Here is a 21,863-nt window from a genome sequence, read left to right as displayed (position 1 = left end):
GAATAGGGCAATCAGTTATCAACTGAATAGAGTATTCAGTTGACAAGTGAATACTCTATTCAGTTGTCACAATGAAAACATTTGACAATGTCGATTTTTATTATTACTTTTGCGCCATAATAAATATATTCGCGCCATGGACGGAATAAGACAAATACCATACGGAGTATCCTAAAGTTAAAAGACTTTTTCGACATGATGGCCTTTGACGGCAACTGGCGCGAATGTCTCCAGTACAGGGCCGACTGCTACAAAAACCTTTCTTCTGTGCGCGACAGTATAGAGGGAGAGCGTAACATACAGGGGTTCTTCCTTGCATATCTCAACCTCAACGACTACTATTACACAGCCCCGGAGGTAGAGGTGGCACACGGCTATTGCGACTTCTTCCTTCTGCCCAACCTCACCCACTACCAAGCCAATCACAGCTACATCCTCGAACTGAAATACATGCCGAAGAAAGACTATACCGAAGAGGCTGCCGAAAAGCAATGGCAGGAGGCTGTGGAGCAGATAAACGGCTATGCAGTGGCTCCACGCGTTGAAACCCTTCGCCAAGGCACGCAGATGCACAAGATAGTGATGCAGTTTGTGGAATGAGAACTATTGAGAATGGAGGAAATCTAAGTGGCTAACTAGGGTGTCCAATTCTGAAGTGAACTCCAAATCGAACACCAAGCGAGGGTTCTTGTCGTCACAATACTTATGCACCTCAGCCTTCGAACCTATGCGAGCAATACGTATGAGATAGAGATCGCGCACTCCCCTACCCTTGATATACGGCATGAAATAAATGAATCACACGGACAGATACCAATGATTCGCGAAAAACTAACGAATCAACGTACCTGTCCCTATGAACCAGTGTCCCTATGAACCTGCAAATCAATTACAATTCCTGTTTTAATTCTTCATACAAATCTACCGGGCCTAAATGCCAGTATTTAGTACTCTCTGAAGATAGTTTCTTGTATAATTTTGAATGATATATACGGTTAATGGCTTCAGTGATACTGATGCCTTTATCTTCCACCACCCATTTGGCAAGCCACCCAATCTTGACGGGAAGCAATAAATACAAGTTGTCTTGTGTTATTGTTGCACTCATAATTTTACTTCTATTGATTCAATATATTTAATGGCATTCAAAGCCCTCTCTGTGTGAAAAAGATATATCCTTCGCTCCGCTAGTTTCTTTGCCTGTGCTTTCTATTGTTAATCATTTCGTCTATTTCCTCTATCAACCAATTATGTCCGTGAGTATGGAGCACTTCGAAAAACTCACAGAAGTGTTCAGTAATGCCATATTTCTCAAATAGATTCACCACATCTTCTGTTGACATATTCTTAGCCCTGGCATATTGCTCAATGCAGAACGACACGAAACGCGCTCTTTCTTCAACTATGCCCATCTGGCGTTGTTTGAACTCTTTTTCCAATTGATTAAGTTCTTTTTCCATAATCATAAATATATGTTTTCAATAATCAATGTCGTATTCATACATTTATATTTATTATTTCGGAGGCAAAATTACATATTTTATCTCAAACCACCAAACTATTTAAGATTTTTCTTGTTTTTATTATTGGTGTATGGGAAAAGACCGGTGTCAAAGGTGTCAGTGTCAAAGGTGTCAAATGAAAATTGTAGGCTTTATTGTATTTGATCTATTTTGATCATAAAATTTAAAATATGATCTAATTTATATTAATTGATTTTTTTTTTGTTACTTTGCAGTTGAATCCTGAATATTACCACAATAGAAATAGTAACAGGTATAAATTAATGAACAACTGCGGAAATGCAGCTGACTAAACAAAAAACAAAATGGAAATTAAAGAATCAATTAAAGAGAAAGTGGAAGCATGTCTTCGAAAGAACGAAGGCGCAAGTAGTGTAATTTGGGGAGAAGACTCATGTACTACCTTTGATAAAAACAATCAGGTTATTGAAGATTATATGATTGACATCGAAGATGATGAGATTTTCTATACTCCTGTCTCGAACTATGGTGTAACACTTTCAGTTATTTAAAATAATGGTAAAAGGAAAACCGTTTATAAAATGGGTTGGAGGAAAAACACAACTCATAAGCCAATTGGACGAACTTCTACCAGCAAACTTTGAGCAGATGGACAATGTAACTTACATTGAGCCATTTGTGGGTGGAGGCGCTATGCTTTTTTATATGCTCCAACGCTATCCAAATATTCGACAAGCAATTATTAATGATATTAATGGTGACCTGACGACATGTTATCAAACTGTCAGAGATTATCCTGAAGAATTAATTGCATCGTTACGAGATATTCAAAAAGCATACAATGAGCTACAGACAGAAGAAGGCAGAAAAGATTTCTTTATGGCAGTAAGGGCGAGATATAATGAAAAGAATCTTGACCCAATAAAGAATACCACAAAATTCTTCTTTCTGAACAGAACTTGTTTCAATGGGTTATATAGAGTAAACAAAAAGGGATTGTTTAATGTTCCTTTCGGCAAATATGTCAATCCACAGATATACGATGAAGAAACAATTCGTCTTGACAGTGAATTGTTACGTCGAGTGGAGATATTAAATGGGGATTTCGAGAGAACTTTTGAGTATGCCAATGGCAATACATTGTTCTATTTTGACCCACCCTATCGACCTCTTAGCGACACTTCAAGTTTTAATGACTATACCAAAGAGTCATTTAATGATGATGCACAAATTCGTCTTAAAGAGTTTTGCGACAGAATAAATGACGCTGGATATATGTTTATGCTTAGTAATTCCGACTGTAAAGGAAAGAATGAAGAGGATAACTTCTTTGATGTATTATACGCAGATTATCATATCGAACGAGTTTGGGCGGCAAGATACATTAATTCAAACCCGACAAAAAGAGGTAAGCTCACAGAGATTTTAGTACATAATTACAACGAAACAAAGCAAAATATCCATAGAAACGACATCTTTGATGGACCTTATTTTGCAGCAGAGGAAGTAATATAAATAGATTATGGCAAAGGATTTTGAACGTTTCATGTCTCAACTTCAAGAGACAAATCAAAGCTTGGATTTCTTCTGTGATTTCGACAAGATTTCACAGAATGTAGAGAATATAAAATTAAGCCTTTGTATGCTTAATAGTTTAATAGGCGCAAAAGACATGAGAAAAGCAGTTGAAACGATATGGTATCGTGACAAGACAGCTTTCAATGTCATGGACATACTAATTGCTGTAAGAAGTGAAGGCAAGAAAAAGGTTCTTAATTCACTTGGTGAATGTATCATTCTTGACACTCTCTTCTCATCTATTGATGGAGTTATGGAATACCTGGATAATACAGGGCTTACAGAAATATTCCAACAACAAAAGATAAAAGACCTTGTTGATTATGTTTTTGGAATAGAAACAGGACTTGACTCAAATGCACGTAAAAACCGAAGCGGTCATGTAATGGAAGGTATGGTTGCAAAGATTCTCTCAAAGCATAATATCCCATATCGCCAAGAAGTATATTCAAGTGAATGGCCTGAGATAAGCGATGTATTAGGGGACGATGAGAAACGTTTTGATTTTGTTGTTGAGACTTCTGATAAAACGTATCTTATTGAAGTTAACTTCTACAGTGGAGGTGGTTCGAAACTCAATGAAGTTGCTCGTTCATATTCTGATATTGCTCCCAAAATAAATTCTGTCCCTGGATTCGAATTCATTTGGATAACTGATGGCATTGGATGGAAGAGTGCAAAGAATAAGCTCCAAGAAGCATACAACATCATTCCGAGTATTTATAATTTGACAAACATTACAGATTTCATTATTAGTATTAATGGTTAGTTCATATTATACATCTCCAAACGCGGACTTCCTTATCGCCAATGGCGACTCGTTTAGTCTTCTCAACGATTTCAACTTTAAGTTCGACATGATATTTGCCGACCCTCCTTATTTCCTCTCCAACGGCGGAATATCCTTGCAGAGCGGAAAGGTGGTGTGCGTGGATAAGGGGGAATGGGACAAGGGAAAGACTCCCGAGGAAATGAGGGAGTGGAACATGAAGTGGCTCGGGATGTGCAGGGAGAAGCTGAAGGACAACGGCTCGATATGGATTTCGGGCACATATCATAATATCTTCTCGGTGGCTGACAGCCTAACCAACCTCGGATATAGGATTCTTAATGTCGTCACATGGCAAAAGACTAATCCGCCTGTGAATATCTCGTGCCGGTTCTTCACCTATTCCACTGAGTTTGTGATATGGGCAAGGAAATCAAAGAAGGTGGCGCATAAGTTTAACTACGACGTGATGAAACGGCTGAACGACGGGAAGCAGATGACCGACGTGTGGCGACTGCCGGCTATCGGCAGATGGGAGAAGTCGTGCGGCAAGCACCCGACGCAGAAGCCGCTCGCCTTGCTGACGCGCATCATACTGGCATGTACTGACGAGGGCGACTGGGTGATGGACCCATTCTCGGGCAGCGGTACAACTGGCATTGCCGCCAATCTGTGCGGACGCCGGTTCTGCGGCATCGAGCGCGAGGAGGAGTTTTGCCGTATGGCAAAGGCGAGGCGAGAGGAGATAGAGAACCTGAGGATTAAAGCCGACCTGAGGAATCACATCGCCGACCTGCGCACGCTCGGCTCAGAGCCAATGCAAGACCTATTTGCATGCGAGCCTGTGGCAGGGAGAAGACTGCCATTCGATTAACGTAGTGTGTGATTATGACATATACGCCAAAACTAATTGTGATTTGTCTATAGTATAATTAATTAAATCTGCAAACTCTCAACTGTAAAAAGTGAATATTTTACTGTGAATCAACCCGATGTCCGCCGTAGAGTCTTACCTCGTATAAGTCTCTACGGCGGGATAGGTGGAAGGTCTTACATGAAGTAAGATCCTACGACGGTGATAGGCGGACGGTCTTACATGAAGTGAGGCCCTACGACGACGGGGACTGCGCTATCAACTCAGCAAGTTGTCAACTAAAAATTTTCTTATTCTTTCACCACCTTACAGCCATTGATGATATAATACTTATAGTTTTGGGATAATGAACAATAATCCCTTCTTTTTTTGTTTTTTTATGATTATGTCGCTTGATGAATTTCCCTCTTTTCCCTTGGTGGTATAGAAAAATATACGTAACTTTGCAGGAAAAACAATGGATTATACTTTAAGATATGAATGAGAAAAAATACCGGGATCTGTTTATCGATTTCGACGACACCATCTACGACACTTACGGCAATGCCAACATGGCACTGCGTGAGGTTTACAAAGAACTGAATCTCGGAGAGAGACTCAACTCAGAAGAGGAGTTCTACGACAGATACTGGCGCACAAACATTGAGCTGTGGGGCCAGTACGGACGAGGCGAGATAAAACGGAGCTTCCTCATTGTGGAACGATTCAGACGGCCTCTCGCCGAGACCGCTAAGGACGACGGGGCATGGGTGACAGAGGAATACTGTATGAGCGTGAGCGACTTGTTTCTGCAACGTTGTGTAAAGAGCGGTGTGATAAAGGGTGCTCACGAACTGATCGACTACCTGAAGGGAAAGGGCTACAGAATGCACATCTGTAGCAACGGGTTCCATGAGGTGCAGTACAAGAAGCTCAAGGCTTGCGGCATGGACGGGAAGTTCGAGAACGTGATACTCAGCGAGGATGCGGGCGCCAACAAACCCTCGCCAGTATTCTTCGACTATGCACTGAAGACTACTGGAGCAAGCCGTGAGACGACGCTGATGATAGGCGACAACTACAACTCTGACATCCTCGGCGCCATGAACTCGGGTATCGATGCCTTGCTGTTCAACAGATGGCAAATAAACGACCTTAGCACACGACCTACTTTCGTGGCTGACAGGCTGGAAGAGATTATGCATATTCTTTGAGGCGAGGCACGGGAAAAGCGGAATTGCCAAAGAATGAAAAAAGGACTTAATAATAGCAATAGGAGTTGGCGATATGGAACTTTTTGCGTAATTTTGCCTGCAGTATGAAAAACAAGACAAAAAGAATGGCTCTCGCCGCATTAGTAGCCCTGTGCGGGCTCACTGCAGCGGCTCAGGAAGACAACAGGCTGCTGTTACCTTCCACGTCTGCCATGCCCGCCAACGACTTCATAGCACCTGATACGGACCTCGCAGGCGACTCTCTCCATCTGCCACTGCTCGACGAGATGGGACGCATGCCAAGCTACACAGGGTTCTATCCATATTATTTCGGCGGCTCGTGGAGCAACTGGAAACTGCACAAGGGCATGAACTTGAGTCTGGGAGCATCGGTATTCTCGCAAATAGGGAAAAACGCTTACGGTGGCGTTGGCTTTGCGCAGAACCTCTCGGCACAATACGCCACGACGCTCTCCCCTCGCCTGTCTATAGCCGTGGGCGGGTATCTCAACAATATGTACTGGGCTCACAACGCTTACCGCGATGCGGGCCTTACGGCTGTATTGGGTTACAGGTTTGATGAGCATTGGGAAGGCTATCTCTACGGACAGAAGTCGATAATGACAAACATGCCAATACCTTACTATCTGCAGGACATGAACGACATGGGCGACCGCATAGGAGCAGCCGTCCGATATAACTTCTCACCAAACTTCAGCGTGCAGATGTCCGTGGAAAGCAGGAGAGTGAACAGCAGATAAAGAAGTTAAAGAAATATGTTCAAGCCGAGGAATTCCCTAATAGAAGCGGAAAGACGATTGTCTTTAACTTCCTTAACTTCTCAAATTCTCAACTTCTCAAATTCTCAACTTCTCAAATTCTCAAATTTCATTACTTCTTAAACTTCCATAGCTTCACATTATACTAAGATATAAAAAAAGTCCCAGGTTTGATACCCGGGACTTTTGTTTTATGAAGGGAATAAAATTATTCAGCCTTTGGAGCCTCCTCTGCTGGAGTCTCAGCTACTGAAGCTTCAGCTACAGGAGCCTCTGCCTCAGCCTTTGTTGACTTGCGTGAACGACGTGTTGCCTTCTTCTTGGTGGCTGTCTTAGCCATGTTCTCGTCGAAGTCAACAAGCTCTATGAAGCAAATCTGTGCAGCATCACCCTGACGGAAGCCGAGCTTGATGATACGGGTATAACCACCTGGACGTTCGCCTACCTTCTCAGCAACTACACCGAAGAGTTCCTTAAGCGCTTCCTTGTTCTGGAGGTAACGGAAAACTACACGACGAGAGTTTGTGGTGTCCTCCTTGCATCGTGTGATAAGAGGCTCTACATACTTCTTCAAGGCCTTAGCCTTAGCTACGGTCGTAGTGATTCTTTTGTGCATGATCAGCGAGATAGCCAAGTTTGCGAGCATGGCCTGACGGTGGTCTGCAGTACGACCGAGGTGGTTGAATTTCTTATTATGTCTCATTTTTGTTATTCTGTTTTTTAAGAACAAGGAGTGTGATTACTCCTTGTCCAATTTATACTTTGAAATATCGGTTCCAAACGAAAGATTCAGACTCTCGAGCAAATCATCAAGCTCAGTGAGCGATTTCTTACCGAAGTTGCGGAACTTCAAGAGGTCGGTCTTGTTGTACTGTACGAGGTCGCCAAGTGTCTCTACATCGGCTGCCTTAAGGCAGTTGAGGGCACGAACAGAGAGGTTCATGTCAATGAGACGAGTCTTGAGCAACTGACGCATATGGAGTACCTCCTCGTCAAACTCCTGATTGCCTTCAAGGTCAGTGTTCTCAAGAGTAATCTTTTCGTCACTGAACAGCATGAAGTGGTGGATGAGAATCTTGGCTGCCTCCTTGAGAGCTTCCTTCGGATGTATGGAACCATCCGTTGTCACTTCGATAACGAGCTTGTCGTAGTCGGTCTTCTGCTCAACACGATATGGCTCCACAGCGAATTTGACGTTACGGATAGGTGTGTAAATAGAATCGATAGGAATTACGTTAACGTCTGTGCAGAACTCACGGTTCTCATCAGCGGGGACATAGCCACGTCCCTTGTTAATCGTAAGGTCTATCTGCATTGAAGCTTTTGAGTCTAAATGACAAATCACCAATTCTGGGTTTAACACTTCAAATCCAGTCAGATACTTACCTATATCGCCAGCCTTGAACTCGGTAGAATTCTCGACCGTGATACTGACTTTTTCGTTCTCGAATTCTTCTACTACTTGCTTGAACCTAACTTGCTTGAGATTCAAGATAATGTTGGTCACGTCTTCTTTAACACCAGATACTGAAGAGAATTCATGCTCAACACCAGTAATGCGGATGGTGTTGATGGCATAACCCTCGAGTGATGAAAGAAGAATGCGGCGCAAGGAATTACCTATGGTAACACCGAAGCCGGGCTCAAGAGGACGGAATTCGAACTTGCCGAACTTGTCGTTGGCCTCCAGCATTACGACTTTATCAGGTTTTTGAAATGCTAATATCGCCATTAATTTAATGATTTATTTAGAGTACAACTCAACGATTAACTGCTCCTTAATGTTCTCAGGGATGTCGGCACGCTCGGGCTTGTGGAGGAGCTTGCCGCTCTTTGTATTGTCATCCCACTCTATCCAAGGATACTTGCTGTGATTGAAACCAGCAAGGGCTGCCTCGATGACCTCGAGAGATTTTGACTTCTCACGAACACCGATAACCTGACCAGGCTTAACAGCGTAAGAAGGGATGTTGACTACCTGACCATCAACAGTAATATGCTTGTGACCTACAAGCTGACGAGCAGCAGCACGAGTTGGGGCAATGCCAAGACGGAACACCACGTTGTCCAAACGGCACTCAAGGTTCTGGAGAAGAACCTCACCAGTGATGCCCGCAGCCTTTGCTGCCTTCTCAAACATATTACGGAACTGACGCTCAAGAACGCCATATGTATATTTGGCCTTTTGCTTCTCTGCCAACATGACAGCGTACTCAGACATCTTTCTGCGACGGTTGTTGCCATGCTGTCCAGGAGGGAAGTTTCTTCTGGACAAAACTTTGTCTGCGCCGAAGATGGGCTCACCAAAACGACGCGCAATTTTTGATTTCGGTCCTATATATCTTGCCATAATAATTTTATCTGATTAAATTGTTCAACAACATTATGAAAACCATTATACACGGCGTCTCTTTGGAGGACGACAGCCATTGTGTGGCAGTGGTGTAACGTCCACGATCTCGATAACTTCGATACCTGCACCATGGATGGCACGGATAGCTGACTCACGACCGTTACCTGGACCCTTAACATATGCCTTAACCTTGCGAAGACCAAGGTCGAAAGCTACCTTTGCACAATCCTCAGCTGCCATCTGGGCAGCGTAAGGAGTGTTCTTCTTTGAGCCACGGAAACCCATCTTACCAGCAGAAGACCAGGAGATAACCTGACCCTCACCGTTTGCCAAAGATACTATAATATTGTTGAATGAGCTATGAACATGAAGCTGTCCGATAGCGTCAACCTTTACGTTTCTTTTCTTTGAAGCGACTGTTTTCTTTGCCATAATTAATTTGTGCTTAAAATTTCGTGATTCTTAACTCCTAATTACTTAGTGGCCTTCTTCTTGTTTGCAACAGTCTTCTTCTTTCCCTTACGGGTACGAGCATTATTCTTTGTGCTCTGACCACGAACTGGAAGACCGTGACGATGACGAACTCCACGATAGCAACCAATATCCATCAGTCGCTTGATATTCAACTGGATCTCTGAACGGAGATCACCTTCTACCTTGAATTCAGCGCCGATAATTTCACGGATCTTGGCTGCCTGGTCGTCACTCCACTCATTGACCTTCAGGTCGCGGCTGACACCTGCCTTATCCAATATCTTTGCTGAACTACTTCGACCTATACCATAGATGTAGGTCAATGCGATTTCGCCACGCTTATTCTGGGGCAAATCTACTCCAACAATTCTTATTGCCATTGTGTTTAATAAAAAAATTTGTAATTAATAAAATTAACCCTGACGCATCTTGTACTTAGGGTTTTTCTTGTTGATAACGAACAGGCGACCCTTACGACGTACAATCTTGCAGTCTGGGGTGCGCTTCTTCAATGATGCTCTTGTCTTCATATTATGTTGTCTATTGTTTATTTGTATCTAAATACGATACGACCCTTCGTCAGGTCGTAAGGACTCATCTCTACCTTCACCTTGTCACCAGGGAGAATCTTGATGTAGTGCATTCTCATCTTTCCCGAGATATGGGCTATAATCTGAACACCATTCTCTAACTCTACACGAAACATTGCGTTTGACAACGATTCTACAATCGTTCCGTCTTGTTCTATTGCGGACTGTTTTGCCATAAATTATTATTTGACGTCTTAACTTTCTATTTCCGAAAATGATGATAAAATATCTGCAGTACCTCTGTGTAACGCTATCGTATGTTCGAAATGGGCCGACGGCTTACCATCATAGGTCTTTATCGTCCACCTGTCGGACATAAGCATTACCTTGCGGTCTCCTAATGTTACCATAGGTTCAATAGCTAAACACATACCCGTCTTTAACAGAATGCCAGTACCTCGCTTACCGTAATTCGGAACCTGGGGATCCTCGTGCATCTTTCTGCCAATACCATGGCCTGTAAGAACCCTTACCACACCGTAACCATGACTCTCGCAATGGTCTTGCACGGCATTGCCGATATCTTCTAGATGATTGCCTGCCTTGGCCACTTCTATCGCCTTATAGAGCGACTCTTTGGTTACTGAGAGCAGTTTGGCAACCTCTGGCGATACCTCGCCGACACAAAAAGTGTAACAGGAATCTCCATTGAAACCGTTCAGCAATGTTCCACAATCAATAGAGATTATGTCGCCATCGCGAAGAACAGTCTTTGAGTCGGGTATTCCGTGCACAACTACATCGTTGACTGATGTGCAGATACTGCCAGGAAAAGGACATCCACCTAACGGGTTTGGAAAACCCTTGAAAGTTGGGATTGCACTGTGATCACGAATGAACTCATCAGCTATCCTGTCCAACTCAAGAGTAGAGACTCCGGGTCTTATATGTTTAGCTAATTCGCCAAGAGTCTTCCCGACAAGGGAATTCGCTTGGCGCATTAGCTCTATTTCGTCTTCTGTCTTCAGAAATATACTCACTGCATCAACTTAAATTAATAAGCTGAAACACCTGCGCGACCATGTACGCGGCCAGAGTTGAGAAGGCCGTCGTAGTGACGCATCATCAAGTGACTTTCAATCTGCTGAAGAGTATCAAGCACCACTCCGATGAGAATCAGGAGTGAAGTACCTCCAAAGAACTGTGAGAATGCATCCTGTACATTCAGCAAGCCAGCCAAAGCAGGCATGATTGCAATGAACGCGATGAACAGAGAACCAGGGAGAGTGATACGCGACATGACGGTATCGATATAGTCAGCTGTATCCTTGCCTGGTTTTACACCAGGGATGAAGCCGTTGTTACGCTTCATGTCCTCAGCCATCTGTGTGGGGTTCAAAGTAATCGCTGTGTAGAAATATGTAAAGGCGATAATCAGCACAGCAAACACAACATTATACAACACGCTGTTGCGGTCGAGCAACGAGTGAAGTATAGGACTTGCGTTTTCGGCAGCTGAATACTGTACGATAGCCAATGGGATAAACATCAAAGCCTGGGCAAAGATGATAGGCATCACATTAGCGGCGAAGAGTTTCAGCGGAATATACTGACGGGCGCCACCATACTGCTTGTTTCCTACAAGACGCTTTGCATACTGTACAGGAATCTTACGAGTACCCTGTACCAAAACAATAGATGCGCAAACAACCGCATAGAGAATGATAATCTCGACGAGGAACATCACGAGACCGCCACCAGTGATTGCAGTGAATCGGGAACCGATTTCCTGAATGAATGCCTGTGGCAGACGGGCGATGATACCGATCATAATGATAATCGAAATACCATTTCCTATACCCTTATCTGTAATGCGCTCACCCAACCAAAGGATGAACATACTTCCAGCTGCAAGGATGATGGTACCGGTAACAATAAATACCGGCCAAGCAATGCCTGATGCCAAAGCACCGGCAGCCTGCATCTTCAAATTAATAAGGTAACTTGGGGCCTGGAACAGCAGGATACCCACTGTAAGCCACCTTGTGTACATACTAATCTTCTTGCGACCACTCTCACCCTCACGCTGCATCTTCTGGAAATAAGGTACAGCTACAGCGAGAAGCTGCATAACGATAGAAGCAGAGATGTAAGGCATGATTCCCAAAGCGAATATAGACGCATTGGAAAATGCACCACCAGAGAACATATCCAGAAGTGACATCAAACCGCCCTGGGTCTGCGACTGAAGCTTATCCAACATGGCCGGGTTGATACCGGGAAGTACCACGAACGAGCCAAAACGGTAAATAGCCGTAAACAGAAGTACAACGAGGATGCGTGTACGCAAATCCTCTATCTTCCAAATGTTCTTTAGTGTCTCTATTAACTTCTTCATTATCTTAGATTATAGTTGCGTTACCACCTACTGCTTTTATGGCCTCTTCAGCTGTCTTTGAGAATGCGTTTGCCTCAACATCAACCTTAGCCTTAAGCTCGCCGTTGCCGAGAACCTTTACAGGCATCTTGCCATTGGTAAGACCAGCGGCAACGAGCTCTGCTACGGTAATCTTTGCAAGACCCTTCTCCTCTGCAAGAGTCTGCAGTGTAGAGAGGTTAACAGCGAAAAACTCCTTGTGGTTGATATTCTTGAAACCGGTCTTTGGAACACGGCGCTGCAAAGGCATCTGACCACCTTCGAAACCGATCTTTCTCTTATAACCAGATCTTGCCTTGGCACCCTTGTGACCACGGGTAGATGTACCACCGAGACCAGAACCTGGACCGCGGCCGATTCTACGCTCTGAATGAGTAGAGCCAACAGCTGGCTTCAAATTATGTAATTTCATAATTATTTCTGTTTTTAATAAACGTTTATTAGTCAATAACGGTAACTAAGTGATGAACCTTGCGTATCATGCCGCGGATAACTGGAGTATCTTCCTTCTCTACGACCTGGGAAATCTTACGCAGTCCAAGTGCTACGAGAGTGCGCTTCTGATCAATAGGAGCGCCAATCTTACTTTTGATCTGTTTGATTTTTATTGTTGCCATAATGAATCGTCTCCTTATCCTCTAAATACTTTTTCCATACTAATGCCACGAGTACCTGCGATAGTGTAGGCGTCGCGTAGCTCAGAAAGAGCTTCAATAGTAGCCTTCACGAGGTTGTGAGGGTTAGAAGAACCCTTCGACTTAGCGAGTATGTCCTTAACACCAACACTCTCGAGAACGGCACGCATAGCACCACCAGCCACGAGTCCAGTACCGGCTGCCGCTGGCCTCATAAATACATGAGCACCGCCAAAGCGAGACTCAACTTCATGAGGTATTGTTCCCTTAAGTACAGGAACCTTTACAAGATTCTTCTTAGCTGCTTCAACACCTTTTGCGATAGCTGCTGTCACTTCACCAGCCTTTCCGAGGCCCCAGCCGATAACGCCATTGCCGTCACCGACTACCACGATAGCTGCGAATGTGAAAGTGCGACCACCCTTTGTTACCTTTGTAACACGGTTAATAGCAACCAACCTGTCTTTCAATTCAACGTCACTATTTACTTTAACTTTGTTCATTGCCATAATCGATTAAAAATTAAGTCCGCCTTTGCGAGCTGCATCAGCAAGAGACTTTACTCTACCATGATAAAGATAACCATTGCGGTCGAAAACAACAGATGTAACACCTGCCTCAAGAGCCTTCTTTGCTACAAGCTCTCCGACCTTCTCAGCTTGCTGGATCTTTGGCATAGCCTCAAGACCGAGTGAAGAAGCCGAAGCGAGGGTCTTGCCTTCGAGGTCGTTGATAACCTGGGCATAAATCTGCTTGTTACTGCGGAAAACGCTCATACGTGGACGTTCAGCTGTGCCGAACACACTCTTGCGAATTCTATATTTGATCTTAATTCGTCTTTCTACTTTCTTTGTTGTCATAATCTTGAAATGTTAAAGTTACTTAGCTGAAGCTGACTTACCAGACTTTCTGCGAATAACCTCGCCCTTGAACAGAACGCCCTTACCCTTGTAAGGTTCAGGTTTACGGAAAGAACGAATCTTAGCACATACAAGTCCAAGCAGTGCTTTGTCGCATGACTCGAGGATGATCTGAGGATTCTGATTACGCTCAGACTTTGTTTCAACCTTGATGATGCTTGGCAACTGAATAAAGATTGGGTGTGTATAACCAAGAGTAAACTCAATGAGGTTTCCCTGGTTAGAAACACGATAACCAACACCGACGAGTTCAAGTTCCTTCTTGTAACCTTCGCTCACACCAACAACCATGTTGTTTACCAACGAACGGTAAAGGCCGTGGAAAGCCTGCTTCTGCTTGTAGTTAACAGGGCTGTTCTCATCGATTTCCATTACTATCTGGCCGTCAGCGATATTAACCTTGATAGAAGGGTCAACATACTGGGTGAGCTCGCCCTTCGGACCCTTGACAGTCACTACGTTGTTACTCTGTGATACAGTAACACCAGCTGGGATGCTAATAGGCAATTTTCCAATTCTTGACATAGATAAATCCTCCTATTAATAAACGTAGCAAAGAACCTCACCACCGATTTTCAGTGTAGAAGCTTCCTTGTCTGTCATTACACCTTTGGATGTGGACAGGATAGCGATGCCCAATCCGTTAATAACTCTCGGCATGTCCTTGTAACCAGTGTACTTACGAAGACCTGGTGTTGACACTCTCTTAAGGCACTTGATAGCGTTGGCCTTTGTTGTTGGGTCGTACTTAAGGGCGACCTTGATACTTCCCTGAGGACCATCCTCGATGAACTTGTAGTTCAGGATGTATCCCTTCTCGAAGAGGATCTTTGTAATCTCTTTCTTCAAGTTTGAAGCTGGTACTTCAACTACACGGTGATGAGCCATGATAGCGTTTCTCAACCTCGTCAGATAATCTGCTATTGGATCTGTCATTATATAAAATTGTTTAATTAATCGGGCCTACCCCGACAATATTAAATAAATAAGTGATATCTCACAATATTACCAGCTGGCCTTCTTTACGCCAGGTATCAGACCGCTTGATGCCATCTCGCGGAACTGGATACGAGAGAGACCGAACTGACGCATATAACCCTTCGGACGACCTGTGATCTTGCAACGGTTGTGCAGACGGATAGGGTTTGCGTTGCGTGGGATGCTCTGAAGTTTACGTGCTGCCTCGTATGCCTCTGCTGGATCCTCAGCTGTAGCGATGATCTTCTTCAGTGCAGCACGCTTCTCAGCGTAACGGGCAACAAGCTTGGCGCGCTTTACCTCGCGGGCCTTCATTGATTCTTTTGCCATATCTATTAATCGTTTTTAGCGTTCTTGAATGGAAGACCGAAAGCCTTGAGCAGAGCGAAACCTTCCTCGTCAGTCTGAGCTGTTGTAACGAAGGTGATGTTCATACCCTGGATGCGATCTACTGAATCGATATTGATCTCTGGGAAGATAATCTGCTCCTGAATACCAAGAGTGTAGTTACCACGGCCGTCAAACTTGCTCTGGATACCCTTGAAGTCGCGGATACGTGGGAGAGCCACACGAACGAGTTTCTCAAGGAACTCATACATACGCTCACGGCGGAGGGTTACCATAACGCCGATAGGCATCTTCTTACGCAACTTGAAGTTGGCGATGTCCTTCTTCGAATATGTTGCAACTGCCTTCTGGCCGGTGATTGCAGAAATCTCGTTGATAGCTACGTCGATCAACTTCTTGTCCTGAGTAGCGTCGCCAAGACCTTGGTTAACCACGATCTTCTTGAGCACAGGAATCTGCATCTTTGAGCTGTAGTTGAACTGCTTCTCGAGAGCTGGAGCGATTTGCTCCTTATACTGCTTCTTAAGTTGTGCTGTATTCATTATTTAATTTCCTCCCCTGACTTTTTAGCGACGCGAACCTTCTTTCCGTCGTCGTTCTTCTTAATGGCAACACGAGTTGGCTCACCAGTCTTTGGATCCACCAAACTCAGATTTGAGATATGAATTGGAGCTTCCTGCTTGATGATACCACCCTGAGGATTCTTTGCAGAAGGCTTGGTGCTCTTTGAGACCATGTTCTTGCCCTCTACGATGGCGCGCTGCTCCTTAACAAGTACCTTGAGCACCTTGTGAGGTGCTGGATACTTGCCGTTCTGGTCTTTTCTGTCCTTACTGTTACCAGCAATGACAAGAACCATATCGTCTTTCTTAATTTTCAACTTTGTCATTTCTTGTCTCTTTTATAGTTTAAAGAACCTCAGGTGCCAATGAAACAACCTTCATGTTAACGGCACGAAGCTCACGTGCTACAGGACCGAAGATACGGCTTCCGCGGAGCTCACCTGCATTGTTAAGCAATACACATGCGTTGTCGTCGAAGCGGATATAAGAACCGTCTGGACGGCGTATTTCCTTCTTTACACGAACAACCAAGGCCTTTGATACTGCACCCTTTTTCAAATCACTTGACGGAATGACGTTCTTGACTGAAACGACAATAACATCTCCGACGCTTGCATAACGGCGGCCAGTACCACCGAGGACCCTGATGCAGAGTGCCTCGCGAGCGCCACTGTTATCACATACTGTAAGTCTTGATTCTGCCTGTATCATAATTACTTAGCTTTTTCAACAATTTGAACTAATCTCCATCTCTTGGTTTTACTCAAGGGACGGGTCTCCATAATGAGGACAGTATCACCGATGTTTGCCTCATTCTTCTCATCATGAGCATGGTATTTCTTTGTCTTCTGGACAAACTTACCATAAATAGGGTGCATCTCCTTGAACTTAGCAGCAATAACAATGGTCTTATCCATCTTGTTACTGATTACGACACCCTGTCTTGTCTTTCTTAAATTTCTTTTTTCCATCTGACCCATTATTATTTGTTAAGTTCTCTCTGACGGAGTTCTGTCTTCATACGAGCTATGTCACGACGTGTCGCCTTAATCTCAGATGGATTCTCCAGAGGAGAGATTGCGTGGTTCAACTTCATCTGGTTGTACTTAACAACTTCAGCCTCTACCTTCTCTACCAAGTCCTTGGTCTCGAGTTCCTTTATTTCCTTGATCTTCATAAATTAAGCGTTTTTATCGTAATCACGTCTAACAACAAACTTAGTCTTAACTGGCAACTTCTGTGCTGCAAGGCGAAGAGCCTCCTTAGCGATGTCGAAAGACACACCCTCTACTTCAAAAAGGATACGTCCTGGAGTTACAGGAGCAACCCATCCTGCAGGGTCTCCCTTACCTTTACCCATTCGGACATCTGCTGGCTTGCGAGTGATAGGCTTATCCGGGAATATGCGGATCCAAACCTGACCTTCACGCTGCATATAACGGTTCACAGCAACACGAGCAGCCTCAATCTGACGACTGTCGATCCACTTTGCCTCAAGGGTCTTGATTCCGAAAGAGCCGAAAGCGAGCTGTGTACCGCGGTGAGCGTTGCCCTTGTTTCCTCTTCCATCTTGAGGTCTTCTATATCTTACTCTCTTAGGTTGTAACATGATAGCTTCTACTTTTAACGATTATTATTCTTCTTACCACGGAACTTTCTGCCACCATTGTTACCATTAGCGCCACGTGGAGAGTTCTTGTCCTGTGAGAAGTTTGGTGTGAGATCACGCTTGCCATAGACCTCGCCACGGCAAATCCAAACCTTGATTCCCAGGAGGCCGACCTTTGTGAGTGCCTCTGCCTGACAATAGTCGATATCTGCGCGGAAAGTATGAAGAGGAGTACGTCCCTCTTTGTACATTTCCTTACGGGCCATTTCGGCACCATTCAGACGTCCTGTGATTTGAACCTTAATACCTTCTGCACCTGCACGCATAGTGTTAGCGACAGCCATCTTGATTGCGCGGCGATATGCGATCTTGCCTTCTACTTGGCGTGCGATGTTGTTTGCAACGATGTTGGCATCGAGCTCTGGCTTCTTAACCTCGAAGATGTTAATTTGAATCTCCTTGTCGTAAAGCTTCTTGAGTTCTTCCTTCAGTTTGTCAACATCCTGACCACCTTTACCAATGACGATGCCCGGGCGAGCGGTACAAATAGTAATGGTAACCAATTTCAGTGTACGTTCGATGACGATGCGCGAAACACTGGCCTTTGCCAGACGCTCGTTAAGATACTTGCGGATCTTCTGGTCTTCAACCAGGTTGTCACCGAAGTTCTTGCCACCGAACCAATTTGATTCCCAACCTCTAACGATTCCGAGTCGGTTGCTTATTGGATTAACTTTCTGTCCCATTCTATTTATCTATTAATCATTAGTTTTGGCGTCAACAAACAAAGTAACGTGGTTTGAACGCTTGCGGATTCTGTAACCACGACCCTGAGGTGCTGGTCTCATACGCTTCAAAGTTACGCCTTCGTCAACGAATACCTTTGTGATATACAATTCTCCTTCTTCAGCTTTGCGGTCATTTTTTGCCTCCCAGTTAGCGATAGCTGAGCGCAGAAGCTTCTCAACGTCTGCGGAAGCTGCTTTCTTAGAGAAGCGAAGCACGCCGAGTGCTCTGTTCACTTCCATGCCGCGGATCATGTCAACGACATATCTCATCTTGCGAGGAGAAGAAGGAACATCCTTCAATTTAGCAAAATACTGAGTTTTAAGAGCTGCTTTTCTTTCTTCAGCCTTAATATGTTTTCTTGCTCCCATTATAATTGTCTTTTAATTTCTGGTGAACCTGTTTTACTTCTTGTTACCTGCGTGGCCACCAAAGCGACGAGTTGGCGAGAACTCACCGAGCTTGTGTCCAACCATGTTTTCAGTAATGTAAACAGGAATAAACTTATTTCCGTTATGAACTGCAACAGTGTGACCCACGAAGTCTGGGGAAATCATTGATGCACGAGCCCAAGTCTTAACGACGCTCTTCTTGCCGCTTTCGTTCATGGCAAGGATTTTTTTCTCGAGCGATACGTTGATGTACGGACCTTTTTTTAATGAACGACTCATAATTTTCTCTTAGTTAACTTGATTACTTACTTGCTCTTTCAATGATGTACTTGTTAGAAAGCTTCTTAGGTGCACGTGTCTTGAGACCCTTAGCGTACAAGCCCTTGCGTGAACGTGGGTGTCCACCAGACTGACGGCCTTCACCACCACCCATTGGGTGATCATGTGGGTTCATCACAACACCACGGTTGTGAGGACGGCGTCCCAACCAGCGAGAACGACCAGCCTTACCAGACTGCTCAAGTGCGTGGTCAGAGTTACCTACACTACCTACTGTTGCTTTACAAGCGCTCAAGATCTTACGAGTCTCACCTGAAGGGAGCTTGATTACGCAATAGTTACCCTCGCGTGAAGTCAACTGAGCGAAGTTACCAGCCGAACGAACGAGCAGGGCTCCCTGTCCTGGACGCAACTCAATGTTGTGAATTACGGTACCGACAGGAATGTTGGCGAGCGGGAGTGCATTTCCAATCTCTGGTACAGCATCAGCACCCGACATCAGTGTAGAACCTACCTGCAGTCCATTAGGAGCAATGATATAACGTTTTTCACCATCAGCATAGTAAAGAAGCGCTATGCGAGCCGAGCGATTTGGATCGTACTCGATAGTCTTTACAACAGCTGGAACACCATCTTTCTCTCGCTTGAAGTCGATCAGACGATACTTCTTCTTGTGACCACCACCTATGTAGCGAACGGTCATCTTACCGGTGTTGTTTCGACCGCCGGTAGAACGCTTACCGCGAACGAGAGATTTTTCTGGCACGGATGCAGTAATTTCCTCGAACGTGCCAATAACTTTGTGTCTTTGTCCCGGAGTTACCGGTTTAAATTTACGTACTGCCATTTCTGTTTATTGTATATTGCTATAAAAATCAATAGTGTCGCCCTCTTTCAGAGTGACGATAGCCTTCTTGAAGTCGTTCTTCTTGCCTCTCACGAGCCCTGCCTTAGTATAACGCTGCGAGCGCTTGCCGGCATAACGAAGAGTGTTTACCTCAAGAACGGTTACATTGTACAGACTTTCAACCTCTTTCTTAATCTCCAACTTGTTTGCCTCAGGACGAACGATGAAACCGTACTTAGGTCTTGCAACCTTTGTAATTTCGGTACCCTTGTTCTTTCCTGTCTTAGGAGTAAAGGTCTTATCGACAGATGTCTTGTCTGTCAGTTTTGTCATCTTCTCAGTGACCAATGGTTTGATTATAAATGCCATATTGCTTTATCTCCTTAGTTGTTTTATTTGTTTAAGATACTATTGATAGTCTCCAGCGATTTCTCAGTGATCACGAGCACTTCTGCATTCAAAACATTGTACGAATTGAGCAATTGTGCGAGTGTCACCTTGCTGTTCTGCAAGTTTCGCGACGACAAAAATACATTATTATTTGATTCTGGCAAAACAAACAGCGATTTTTTGCCCTCGACTTTAAGATTTTTAGTAATATTTACGAAATCTTTAGTCTTTGGAGCCTCAAAATTGAAATCTTCAACAACCAAGATTGCGTTCTCCTGAGCCTTGTAAGAGAGTGCACTCTTACGAGCAAGAACTTTTACTTTTTTGTTGAGCTTGAAACGATAGTCGCGTGGCTTTGGACCGAAGACGCGTCCACCACCAACGAGCACTGGTGAGTTGATATCACCACGGCGAGCACCGCCGCCGCCCTTTTGACGACCAAGTTTGCGTGTAGAACCTGTATGCTCACTTCTTTCCTTAGCTTTAGCTGTACCCTGACGCTGGTTAGCGAGATACTGTTTTACGTCCAGATAAAGAACGTGGTCATTAGGCTCGATGCCGAAGACAGCGTCGTTGAGTTCGACCTTGCGGCCTGTCTCCTGGCCATTGATATTTAATACGCTAATTTCCATCTTACTTCTTGATTAAAACGGTTGAACCTTTGCATCCAGCAATGCTACCCTTCACGAGGATAAGATTGTGCTCTGGAATTACCTTTAACACTTTCAAGTTCTGAGTGGTCACTCTTTCGTTACCCATGTGGCCGCCCATGCGCATACCCTTGAACACCTTTGCAGGGTAAGAACAGGCGCCGATAGATCCCGGCTTGCGTGCGCGGTCATCCTGTCCGTGAGTGCTCTGGCCTACACCACCGAAGCCATGACGCTTCATTACACCCTGGAAACCTTTACCCTTTGATGTGCCGACAACGTCAACGAACTCAACGTCGTTGAAGATATCAACCGTAATCGTGTCACCGAGGTTGTACTCCTCGTCAAACTTGAACTCGGCCAAGTGGTTCTTAGGTGTTGTACCTGCCTTCTTGTAGATTCCCAGCATAGGCTTGGTAGTGTTCTTCTCCTTTGCCTCGCCGAAAGCCAACTGAAGGGCTGCATAACCGTCCTTTTCAACGGTCTTTACCTGTGTTACAACACATGGACCAGCTTCGATAACAGTGCACGGTACATTCTTACCGTCGGCACTGAAAACGGATGTCATTCCGATTTTTCTTCCAATTAATCCTGGCATTTCAATTTAAAACTAAAAATTAGACTATACTTTGATTTCTACTTCAACACCACTTGGCAACTCGAGCTTCATCAGGGCGTCAACTGTCTTTGCTGTTGAGCTGTAGATGTCGATGAGACGCTTGTAATCTGAGAGCTGGAACTGCTCACGAGCCTTCTTGTTGACGAAGGTTGAGCGGTTAACGGTGTAGATACGCTTGTGTGTTGGCAATGGAATAGGACCGCTGATGATAGCGCCTGTTGACTTTACTGCCTTCACAATCTTTTCTGCTGATTTGTCAACAAGAGTGTGGTCGTATGACTTCAGCTTGATTCTGATTTTCTGACTCATTGTCTATTTTTATTATTATTAAAAAAATATATTGGAAAAGAGGTACGCCACTTAAGAGTCATTCGCT

Annotated in this window: 38 protein-coding genes and 1 pseudogene; 7 read left to right on the top strand and 32 right to left on the bottom strand. The window is 44.4% G+C overall.

Annotation, left to right across the window (positions count from 1 at the left end; all coding sequences use genetic code 11):
- Window positions 1-177: 177 nt before the first annotated feature.
- Window positions 178-600, top strand: a pseudogene (locus CIK99_RS05610) (PD-(D/E)XK nuclease domain-containing protein); the annotation flags it as partial.
- Between the two features lie 289 nt (window positions 601-889).
- Here CIK99_RS05610 and CIK99_RS05600 read toward each other — a convergent pair.
- Window positions 890-1,108 (bottom strand): hypothetical protein, encoded by a 219-nt coding sequence (locus CIK99_RS05600; protein WP_094380582.1) that lies wholly within the window; start codon window positions 1,106-1,108, stop codon window positions 890-892.
- 79 nt (window positions 1,109-1,187) lie between these two features.
- Window positions 1,188-1,460 (bottom strand): DUF3791 domain-containing protein, encoded by a 273-nt coding sequence (locus CIK99_RS05595; protein WP_254047734.1) that lies wholly within the window; start codon window positions 1,458-1,460, stop codon window positions 1,188-1,190.
- Between the two features lie 368 nt (window positions 1,461-1,828).
- Between CIK99_RS05595 and CIK99_RS05590 the strand changes: the two genes are divergently transcribed.
- From CIK99_RS05590 to CIK99_RS05565, 6 genes are all read left to right on the top strand, one after another.
- On the top strand, window positions 1,829-2,035 hold the full coding sequence (locus tag CIK99_RS05590; protein ID WP_094380581.1) for a hypothetical protein: 207 nt from the start codon (window positions 1,829-1,831) through the stop codon (window positions 2,033-2,035).
- A gap of 4 nt (window positions 2,036-2,039) precedes the next feature.
- Window positions 2,040-2,999 (top strand): DNA adenine methylase, encoded by a 960-nt coding sequence (locus CIK99_RS05585; protein ID WP_094380580.1) that lies wholly within the window; start codon window positions 2,040-2,042, stop codon window positions 2,997-2,999.
- A gap of 7 nt (window positions 3,000-3,006) precedes the next feature.
- A complete protein-coding gene (locus tag CIK99_RS05580; RefSeq protein WP_094380579.1) occupies window positions 3,007-3,831 on the top strand; it encodes a type II restriction endonuclease in 825 nt (274 codons plus the stop codon).
- A complete protein-coding gene (locus CIK99_RS05575; protein WP_094380578.1) occupies window positions 3,824-4,705 on the top strand; it encodes a site-specific DNA-methyltransferase in 882 nt (293 codons plus the stop codon). Before CIK99_RS05580 ends, CIK99_RS05575 begins: the two co-directional genes overlap by 8 nt.
- A gap of 476 nt (window positions 4,706-5,181) precedes the next feature.
- Window positions 5,182-5,898, top strand: coding sequence for a YjjG family noncanonical pyrimidine nucleotidase (locus CIK99_RS05570; protein WP_094380577.1), 717 nt, complete (start codon window positions 5,182-5,184; stop codon window positions 5,896-5,898).
- A 104-nt stretch (window positions 5,899-6,002) separates the two neighbouring features.
- Window positions 6,003-6,659, top strand: coding sequence for a transporter (locus tag CIK99_RS05565; protein WP_094380576.1), 657 nt, complete (start codon window positions 6,003-6,005; stop codon window positions 6,657-6,659).
- Window positions 6,660-6,885: 226 nt separating this feature from the next.
- On the opposite strand, the gene rplQ is transcribed toward CIK99_RS05565, so the two are convergent.
- From rplQ to rpsJ, 30 genes are all read right to left on the bottom strand, one after another.
- A complete protein-coding gene (rplQ, locus tag CIK99_RS05560; RefSeq protein ID WP_094380575.1) occupies window positions 6,886-7,380 on the bottom strand; it encodes a 50S ribosomal protein L17 in 495 nt (164 codons plus the stop codon).
- Between the two features lie 36 nt (window positions 7,381-7,416).
- The gene (locus CIK99_RS05555) at window positions 7,417-8,409 is read right to left on the bottom strand and encodes a DNA-directed RNA polymerase subunit alpha (protein WP_094380574.1); all 993 of its coding nucleotides are present in this window, start codon (window positions 8,407-8,409) and stop codon (window positions 7,417-7,419) included.
- Between the two features lie 12 nt (window positions 8,410-8,421).
- Window positions 8,422-9,027: a 30S ribosomal protein S4 gene (gene rpsD, locus CIK99_RS05550; protein ID WP_094380573.1), complete on the bottom strand. Its 606-nt coding sequence runs from the start codon at window positions 9,025-9,027 to the stop codon at window positions 8,422-8,424.
- 45 nt (window positions 9,028-9,072) lie between these two features.
- Entirely contained in the window at window positions 9,073-9,462 is a 390-nt protein-coding gene (gene rpsK / locus CIK99_RS05545) for a 30S ribosomal protein S11 (protein ID WP_094380572.1), read from the bottom strand.
- A gap of 41 nt (window positions 9,463-9,503) precedes the next feature.
- Window positions 9,504-9,884 (bottom strand): 30S ribosomal protein S13, encoded by a 381-nt coding sequence (rpsM, locus tag CIK99_RS05540; protein WP_094380571.1) that lies wholly within the window; start codon window positions 9,882-9,884, stop codon window positions 9,504-9,506.
- A gap of 33 nt (window positions 9,885-9,917) precedes the next feature.
- Window positions 9,918-10,034, bottom strand: coding sequence for a 50S ribosomal protein L36 (gene rpmJ, locus CIK99_RS05535; protein ID WP_009160995.1), 117 nt, complete (start codon window positions 10,032-10,034; stop codon window positions 9,918-9,920).
- Window positions 10,035-10,051: 17 nt separating this feature from the next.
- Window positions 10,052-10,270: a translation initiation factor IF-1 gene (infA, locus tag CIK99_RS05530; protein ID WP_004341775.1), complete on the bottom strand. Its 219-nt coding sequence runs from the start codon at window positions 10,268-10,270 to the stop codon at window positions 10,052-10,054.
- An 18-nt stretch (window positions 10,271-10,288) separates the two neighbouring features.
- Window positions 10,289-11,074, bottom strand: a complete 786-nt coding sequence (gene map / locus CIK99_RS05525; RefSeq protein ID WP_094380570.1) for a type I methionyl aminopeptidase — start codon at window positions 11,072-11,074, stop codon at window positions 10,289-10,291.
- A gap of 14 nt (window positions 11,075-11,088) precedes the next feature.
- Complete coding sequence (gene secY, locus CIK99_RS05520; protein ID WP_094380569.1) at window positions 11,089-12,432, bottom strand: preprotein translocase subunit SecY; 1,344 nt, start codon at window positions 12,430-12,432, stop codon at window positions 11,089-11,091.
- A gap of 4 nt (window positions 12,433-12,436) precedes the next feature.
- Complete coding sequence (rplO, locus tag CIK99_RS05515) at window positions 12,437-12,883, bottom strand: 50S ribosomal protein L15 (RefSeq protein WP_094380568.1); 447 nt, start codon at window positions 12,881-12,883, stop codon at window positions 12,437-12,439.
- 28 nt (window positions 12,884-12,911) lie between these two features.
- Window positions 12,912-13,088 carry a 50S ribosomal protein L30 gene (gene rpmD / locus CIK99_RS05510; protein WP_094380567.1) on the bottom strand — a complete coding sequence of 59 codons (177 nt, stop codon included), beginning with the start codon at window positions 13,086-13,088 and terminating at the stop codon, window positions 12,912-12,914.
- Between the two features lie 14 nt (window positions 13,089-13,102).
- Window positions 13,103-13,615 carry a 30S ribosomal protein S5 gene (gene rpsE / locus CIK99_RS05505; RefSeq protein WP_094380566.1) on the bottom strand — a complete coding sequence of 171 codons (513 nt, stop codon included), beginning with the start codon at window positions 13,613-13,615 and terminating at the stop codon, window positions 13,103-13,105.
- Between the two features lie 6 nt (window positions 13,616-13,621).
- Window positions 13,622-13,966 carry a 50S ribosomal protein L18 gene (gene rplR, locus CIK99_RS05500; protein WP_094380565.1) on the bottom strand — a complete coding sequence of 115 codons (345 nt, stop codon included), beginning with the start codon at window positions 13,964-13,966 and terminating at the stop codon, window positions 13,622-13,624.
- 18 nt (window positions 13,967-13,984) lie between these two features.
- A complete protein-coding gene (gene rplF / locus CIK99_RS05495; RefSeq protein WP_094380564.1) occupies window positions 13,985-14,551 on the bottom strand; it encodes a 50S ribosomal protein L6 in 567 nt (188 codons plus the stop codon).
- Between the two features lie 15 nt (window positions 14,552-14,566).
- Window positions 14,567-14,962: a 30S ribosomal protein S8 gene (gene rpsH, locus CIK99_RS05490; protein ID WP_094380563.1), complete on the bottom strand. Its 396-nt coding sequence runs from the start codon at window positions 14,960-14,962 to the stop codon at window positions 14,567-14,569.
- Window positions 14,963-15,031: 69 nt separating this feature from the next.
- On the bottom strand, window positions 15,032-15,334 hold the full coding sequence (rpsN, locus tag CIK99_RS05485) for a 30S ribosomal protein S14 (protein ID WP_094380562.1): 303 nt from the start codon (window positions 15,332-15,334) through the stop codon (window positions 15,032-15,034).
- 5 nt (window positions 15,335-15,339) lie between these two features.
- Window positions 15,340-15,894, bottom strand: a complete 555-nt coding sequence (rplE, locus tag CIK99_RS05480; protein WP_094380561.1) for a 50S ribosomal protein L5 — start codon at window positions 15,892-15,894, stop codon at window positions 15,340-15,342.
- Window positions 15,894-16,241 carry a 50S ribosomal protein L24 gene (gene rplX, locus CIK99_RS05475; RefSeq protein ID WP_094380560.1) on the bottom strand — a complete coding sequence of 116 codons (348 nt, stop codon included), beginning with the start codon at window positions 16,239-16,241 and terminating at the stop codon, window positions 15,894-15,896. The genes rplE and rplX overlap by 1 nt, the downstream gene beginning before the upstream one ends.
- 19 nt (window positions 16,242-16,260) lie before the next feature.
- On the bottom strand, window positions 16,261-16,626 hold the full coding sequence (gene rplN / locus CIK99_RS05470; protein WP_094380559.1) for a 50S ribosomal protein L14: 366 nt from the start codon (window positions 16,624-16,626) through the stop codon (window positions 16,261-16,263).
- A 2-nt stretch (window positions 16,627-16,628) separates the two neighbouring features.
- A complete protein-coding gene (rpsQ, locus tag CIK99_RS05465; RefSeq protein ID WP_094380558.1) occupies window positions 16,629-16,895 on the bottom strand; it encodes a 30S ribosomal protein S17 in 267 nt (88 codons plus the stop codon).
- Window positions 16,896-16,897: 2 nt separating this feature from the next.
- The gene (rpmC, locus tag CIK99_RS05460) at window positions 16,898-17,092 is read right to left on the bottom strand and encodes a 50S ribosomal protein L29 (RefSeq protein ID WP_094380557.1); all 195 of its coding nucleotides are present in this window, start codon (window positions 17,090-17,092) and stop codon (window positions 16,898-16,900) included.
- 3 nt (window positions 17,093-17,095) lie between these two features.
- The gene (gene rplP / locus CIK99_RS05455) at window positions 17,096-17,524 is read right to left on the bottom strand and encodes a 50S ribosomal protein L16 (protein ID WP_094380556.1); all 429 of its coding nucleotides are present in this window, start codon (window positions 17,522-17,524) and stop codon (window positions 17,096-17,098) included.
- 14 nt (window positions 17,525-17,538) lie between these two features.
- Window positions 17,539-18,270 (bottom strand): 30S ribosomal protein S3, encoded by a 732-nt coding sequence (rpsC, locus tag CIK99_RS05450; RefSeq protein ID WP_094380555.1) that lies wholly within the window; start codon window positions 18,268-18,270, stop codon window positions 17,539-17,541.
- A 12-nt stretch (window positions 18,271-18,282) separates the two neighbouring features.
- Window positions 18,283-18,681 carry a 50S ribosomal protein L22 gene (gene rplV / locus CIK99_RS05445; protein ID WP_094380554.1) on the bottom strand — a complete coding sequence of 133 codons (399 nt, stop codon included), beginning with the start codon at window positions 18,679-18,681 and terminating at the stop codon, window positions 18,283-18,285.
- A 33-nt stretch (window positions 18,682-18,714) separates the two neighbouring features.
- Entirely contained in the window at window positions 18,715-18,981 is a 267-nt protein-coding gene (rpsS, locus tag CIK99_RS05440; protein ID WP_022315727.1) for a 30S ribosomal protein S19, read from the bottom strand.
- A 22-nt stretch (window positions 18,982-19,003) separates the two neighbouring features.
- Window positions 19,004-19,828 carry a 50S ribosomal protein L2 gene (gene rplB, locus CIK99_RS05435; RefSeq protein ID WP_094380553.1) on the bottom strand — a complete coding sequence of 275 codons (825 nt, stop codon included), beginning with the start codon at window positions 19,826-19,828 and terminating at the stop codon, window positions 19,004-19,006.
- Window positions 19,829-19,834: 6 nt separating this feature from the next.
- Window positions 19,835-20,197: a 50S ribosomal protein L23 gene (gene rplW, locus CIK99_RS05430; RefSeq protein WP_094380552.1), complete on the bottom strand. Its 363-nt coding sequence runs from the start codon at window positions 20,195-20,197 to the stop codon at window positions 19,835-19,837.
- 23 nt (window positions 20,198-20,220) lie between these two features.
- On the bottom strand, window positions 20,221-20,850 hold the full coding sequence (rplD, locus tag CIK99_RS05425) for a 50S ribosomal protein L4 (protein WP_094380551.1): 630 nt from the start codon (window positions 20,848-20,850) through the stop codon (window positions 20,221-20,223).
- A 1-nt stretch (window position 20,851) separates the two neighbouring features.
- Window positions 20,852-21,466 carry a 50S ribosomal protein L3 gene (gene rplC, locus CIK99_RS05420; protein WP_094380550.1) on the bottom strand — a complete coding sequence of 205 codons (615 nt, stop codon included), beginning with the start codon at window positions 21,464-21,466 and terminating at the stop codon, window positions 20,852-20,854.
- Between the two features lie 24 nt (window positions 21,467-21,490).
- Complete coding sequence (rpsJ, locus tag CIK99_RS05415) at window positions 21,491-21,796, bottom strand: 30S ribosomal protein S10 (RefSeq protein ID WP_094380549.1); 306 nt, start codon at window positions 21,794-21,796, stop codon at window positions 21,491-21,493.
- Window positions 21,797-21,863: the final 67 nt, after the last annotated feature.

It is taken from the genome of Prevotella sp. P5-92, assembly GCF_002251245.1.
Classification (GTDB): domain Bacteria; phylum Bacteroidota; class Bacteroidia; order Bacteroidales; family Bacteroidaceae; genus Prevotella.
The sequence above is the reverse complement of the archived record's forward strand: the minus strand, read 5'-3'. Positions and strand labels throughout refer to the sequence as shown.

What these genes read in the sequence shown, in the direction of transcription:
- rpsS (WP_022315727.1), bottom strand. Translation starts at nt 18,981, where the DNA reads ATGAGTCGTTCATTAAAAAAAGGTCCGTACATCAACGTATCGCTCGAG.
- secY (WP_094380569.1), bottom strand. Translation starts at nt 12,432, where the DNA reads ATGAAGAAGTTAATAGAGACACTAAAGAACATTTGGAAGATAGAGGAT.
- rplN (WP_094380559.1), bottom strand. Translation starts at nt 16,626, where the DNA reads ATGATACAGGCAGAATCAAGACTTACAGTATGTGATAACAGTGGCGCT.
- rpmJ (WP_009160995.1), bottom strand. Translation starts at nt 10,034, where the DNA reads ATGAAGACAAGAGCATCATTGAAGAAGCGCACCCCAGACTGCAAGATT.
- rplX (WP_094380560.1), bottom strand. Translation starts at nt 16,241, where the DNA reads ATGACAAAGTTGAAAATTAAGAAAGACGATATGGTTCTTGTCATTGCT.
- rplF (WP_094380564.1), bottom strand. Translation starts at nt 14,551, where the DNA reads ATGTCAAGAATTGGAAAATTGCCTATTAGCATCCCAGCTGGTGTTACT.
- rpsD (WP_094380573.1), bottom strand. Translation starts at nt 9,027, where the DNA reads ATGGCAAGATATATAGGACCGAAATCAAAAATTGCGCGTCGTTTTGGT.
- rpsH (WP_094380563.1), bottom strand. Translation starts at nt 14,962, where the DNA reads ATGACAGATCCAATAGCAGATTATCTGACGAGGTTGAGAAACGCTATC.
- infA (WP_004341775.1), bottom strand. Translation starts at nt 10,270, where the DNA reads ATGGCAAAACAGTCCGCAATAGAACAAGACGGAACGATTGTAGAATCG.
- rplQ (WP_094380575.1), bottom strand. Translation starts at nt 7,380, where the DNA reads ATGAGACATAATAAGAAATTCAACCACCTCGGTCGTACTGCAGACCAC.
- CIK99_RS05585 (WP_094380580.1), top strand. Translation starts at nt 2,040, where the DNA reads ATGGTAAAAGGAAAACCGTTTATAAAATGGGTTGGAGGAAAAACACAA.
- rpsJ (WP_094380549.1), bottom strand. Translation starts at nt 21,796, where the DNA reads ATGAGTCAGAAAATCAGAATCAAGCTGAAGTCATACGACCACACTCTT.
- CIK99_RS05600 (WP_094380582.1), bottom strand. Translation starts at nt 1,108, where the DNA reads ATGAGTGCAACAATAACACAAGACAACTTGTATTTATTGCTTCCCGTC.
- CIK99_RS05565 (WP_094380576.1), top strand. Translation starts at nt 6,003, where the DNA reads ATGAAAAACAAGACAAAAAGAATGGCTCTCGCCGCATTAGTAGCCCTG.
- CIK99_RS05580 (WP_094380579.1), top strand. Translation starts at nt 3,007, where the DNA reads ATGGCAAAGGATTTTGAACGTTTCATGTCTCAACTTCAAGAGACAAAT.
- rpmD (WP_094380567.1), bottom strand. Translation starts at nt 13,088, where the DNA reads ATGGCAACAATAAAAATCAAACAGATCAAAAGTAAGATTGGCGCTCCT.
- rpsM (WP_094380571.1), bottom strand. Translation starts at nt 9,884, where the DNA reads ATGGCAATAAGAATTGTTGGAGTAGATTTGCCCCAGAATAAGCGTGGC.
- rplE (WP_094380561.1), bottom strand. Translation starts at nt 15,894, where the DNA reads ATGAATACAGCACAACTTAAGAAGCAGTATAAGGAGCAAATCGCTCCA.
- rpsN (WP_094380562.1), bottom strand. Translation starts at nt 15,334, where the DNA reads ATGGCAAAAGAATCAATGAAGGCCCGCGAGGTAAAGCGCGCCAAGCTT.
- CIK99_RS05590 (WP_094380581.1), top strand. Translation starts at nt 1,829, where the DNA reads ATGGAAATTAAAGAATCAATTAAAGAGAAAGTGGAAGCATGTCTTCGA.
- rplB (WP_094380553.1), bottom strand. Translation starts at nt 19,828, where the DNA reads ATGGCAGTACGTAAATTTAAACCGGTAACTCCGGGACAAAGACACAAA.
- CIK99_RS05555 (WP_094380574.1), bottom strand. Translation starts at nt 8,409, where the DNA reads ATGGCGATATTAGCATTTCAAAAACCTGATAAAGTCGTAATGCTGGAG.
- rplP (WP_094380556.1), bottom strand. Translation starts at nt 17,524, where the DNA reads ATGTTACAACCTAAGAGAGTAAGATATAGAAGACCTCAAGATGGAAGA.
- CIK99_RS05595 (WP_254047734.1), bottom strand. Translation starts at nt 1,460, where the DNA reads ATGGAAAAAGAACTTAATCAATTGGAAAAAGAGTTCAAACAACGCCAG.
- rpsE (WP_094380566.1), bottom strand. Translation starts at nt 13,615, where the DNA reads ATGGCAATGAACAAAGTTAAAGTAAATAGTGACGTTGAATTGAAAGAC.
- rplR (WP_094380565.1), bottom strand. Translation starts at nt 13,966, where the DNA reads ATGACAACAAAGAAAGTAGAAAGACGAATTAAGATCAAATATAGAATT.
- rplD (WP_094380551.1), bottom strand. Translation starts at nt 20,850, where the DNA reads ATGGAAATTAGCGTATTAAATATCAATGGCCAGGAGACAGGCCGCAAG.
- rpsC (WP_094380555.1), bottom strand. Translation starts at nt 18,270, where the DNA reads ATGGGACAGAAAGTTAATCCAATAAGCAACCGACTCGGAATCGTTAGA.
- rplW (WP_094380552.1), bottom strand. Translation starts at nt 20,197, where the DNA reads ATGGCATTTATAATCAAACCATTGGTCACTGAGAAGATGACAAAACTG.
- rpsK (WP_094380572.1), bottom strand. Translation starts at nt 9,462, where the DNA reads ATGGCAAAGAAAACAGTCGCTTCAAAGAAAAGAAACGTAAAGGTTGAC.
- rpsQ (WP_094380558.1), bottom strand. Translation starts at nt 16,895, where the DNA reads ATGGGTCAGATGGAAAAAAGAAATTTAAGAAAGACAAGACAGGGTGTC.
- rpmC (WP_094380557.1), bottom strand. Translation starts at nt 17,092, where the DNA reads ATGAAGATCAAGGAAATAAAGGAACTCGAGACCAAGGACTTGGTAGAG.
- rplV (WP_094380554.1), bottom strand. Translation starts at nt 18,681, where the DNA reads ATGGGAGCAAGAAAACATATTAAGGCTGAAGAAAGAAAAGCAGCTCTT.
- CIK99_RS05570 (WP_094380577.1), top strand. Translation starts at nt 5,182, where the DNA reads ATGAATGAGAAAAAATACCGGGATCTGTTTATCGATTTCGACGACACC.
- rplC (WP_094380550.1), bottom strand. Translation starts at nt 21,466, where the DNA reads ATGCCAGGATTAATTGGAAGAAAAATCGGAATGACATCCGTTTTCAGT.
- CIK99_RS05575 (WP_094380578.1), top strand. Translation starts at nt 3,824, where the DNA reads ATGGTTAGTTCATATTATACATCTCCAAACGCGGACTTCCTTATCGCC.
- rplO (WP_094380568.1), bottom strand. Translation starts at nt 12,883, where the DNA reads ATGAAATTACATAATTTGAAGCCAGCTGTTGGCTCTACTCATTCAGAG.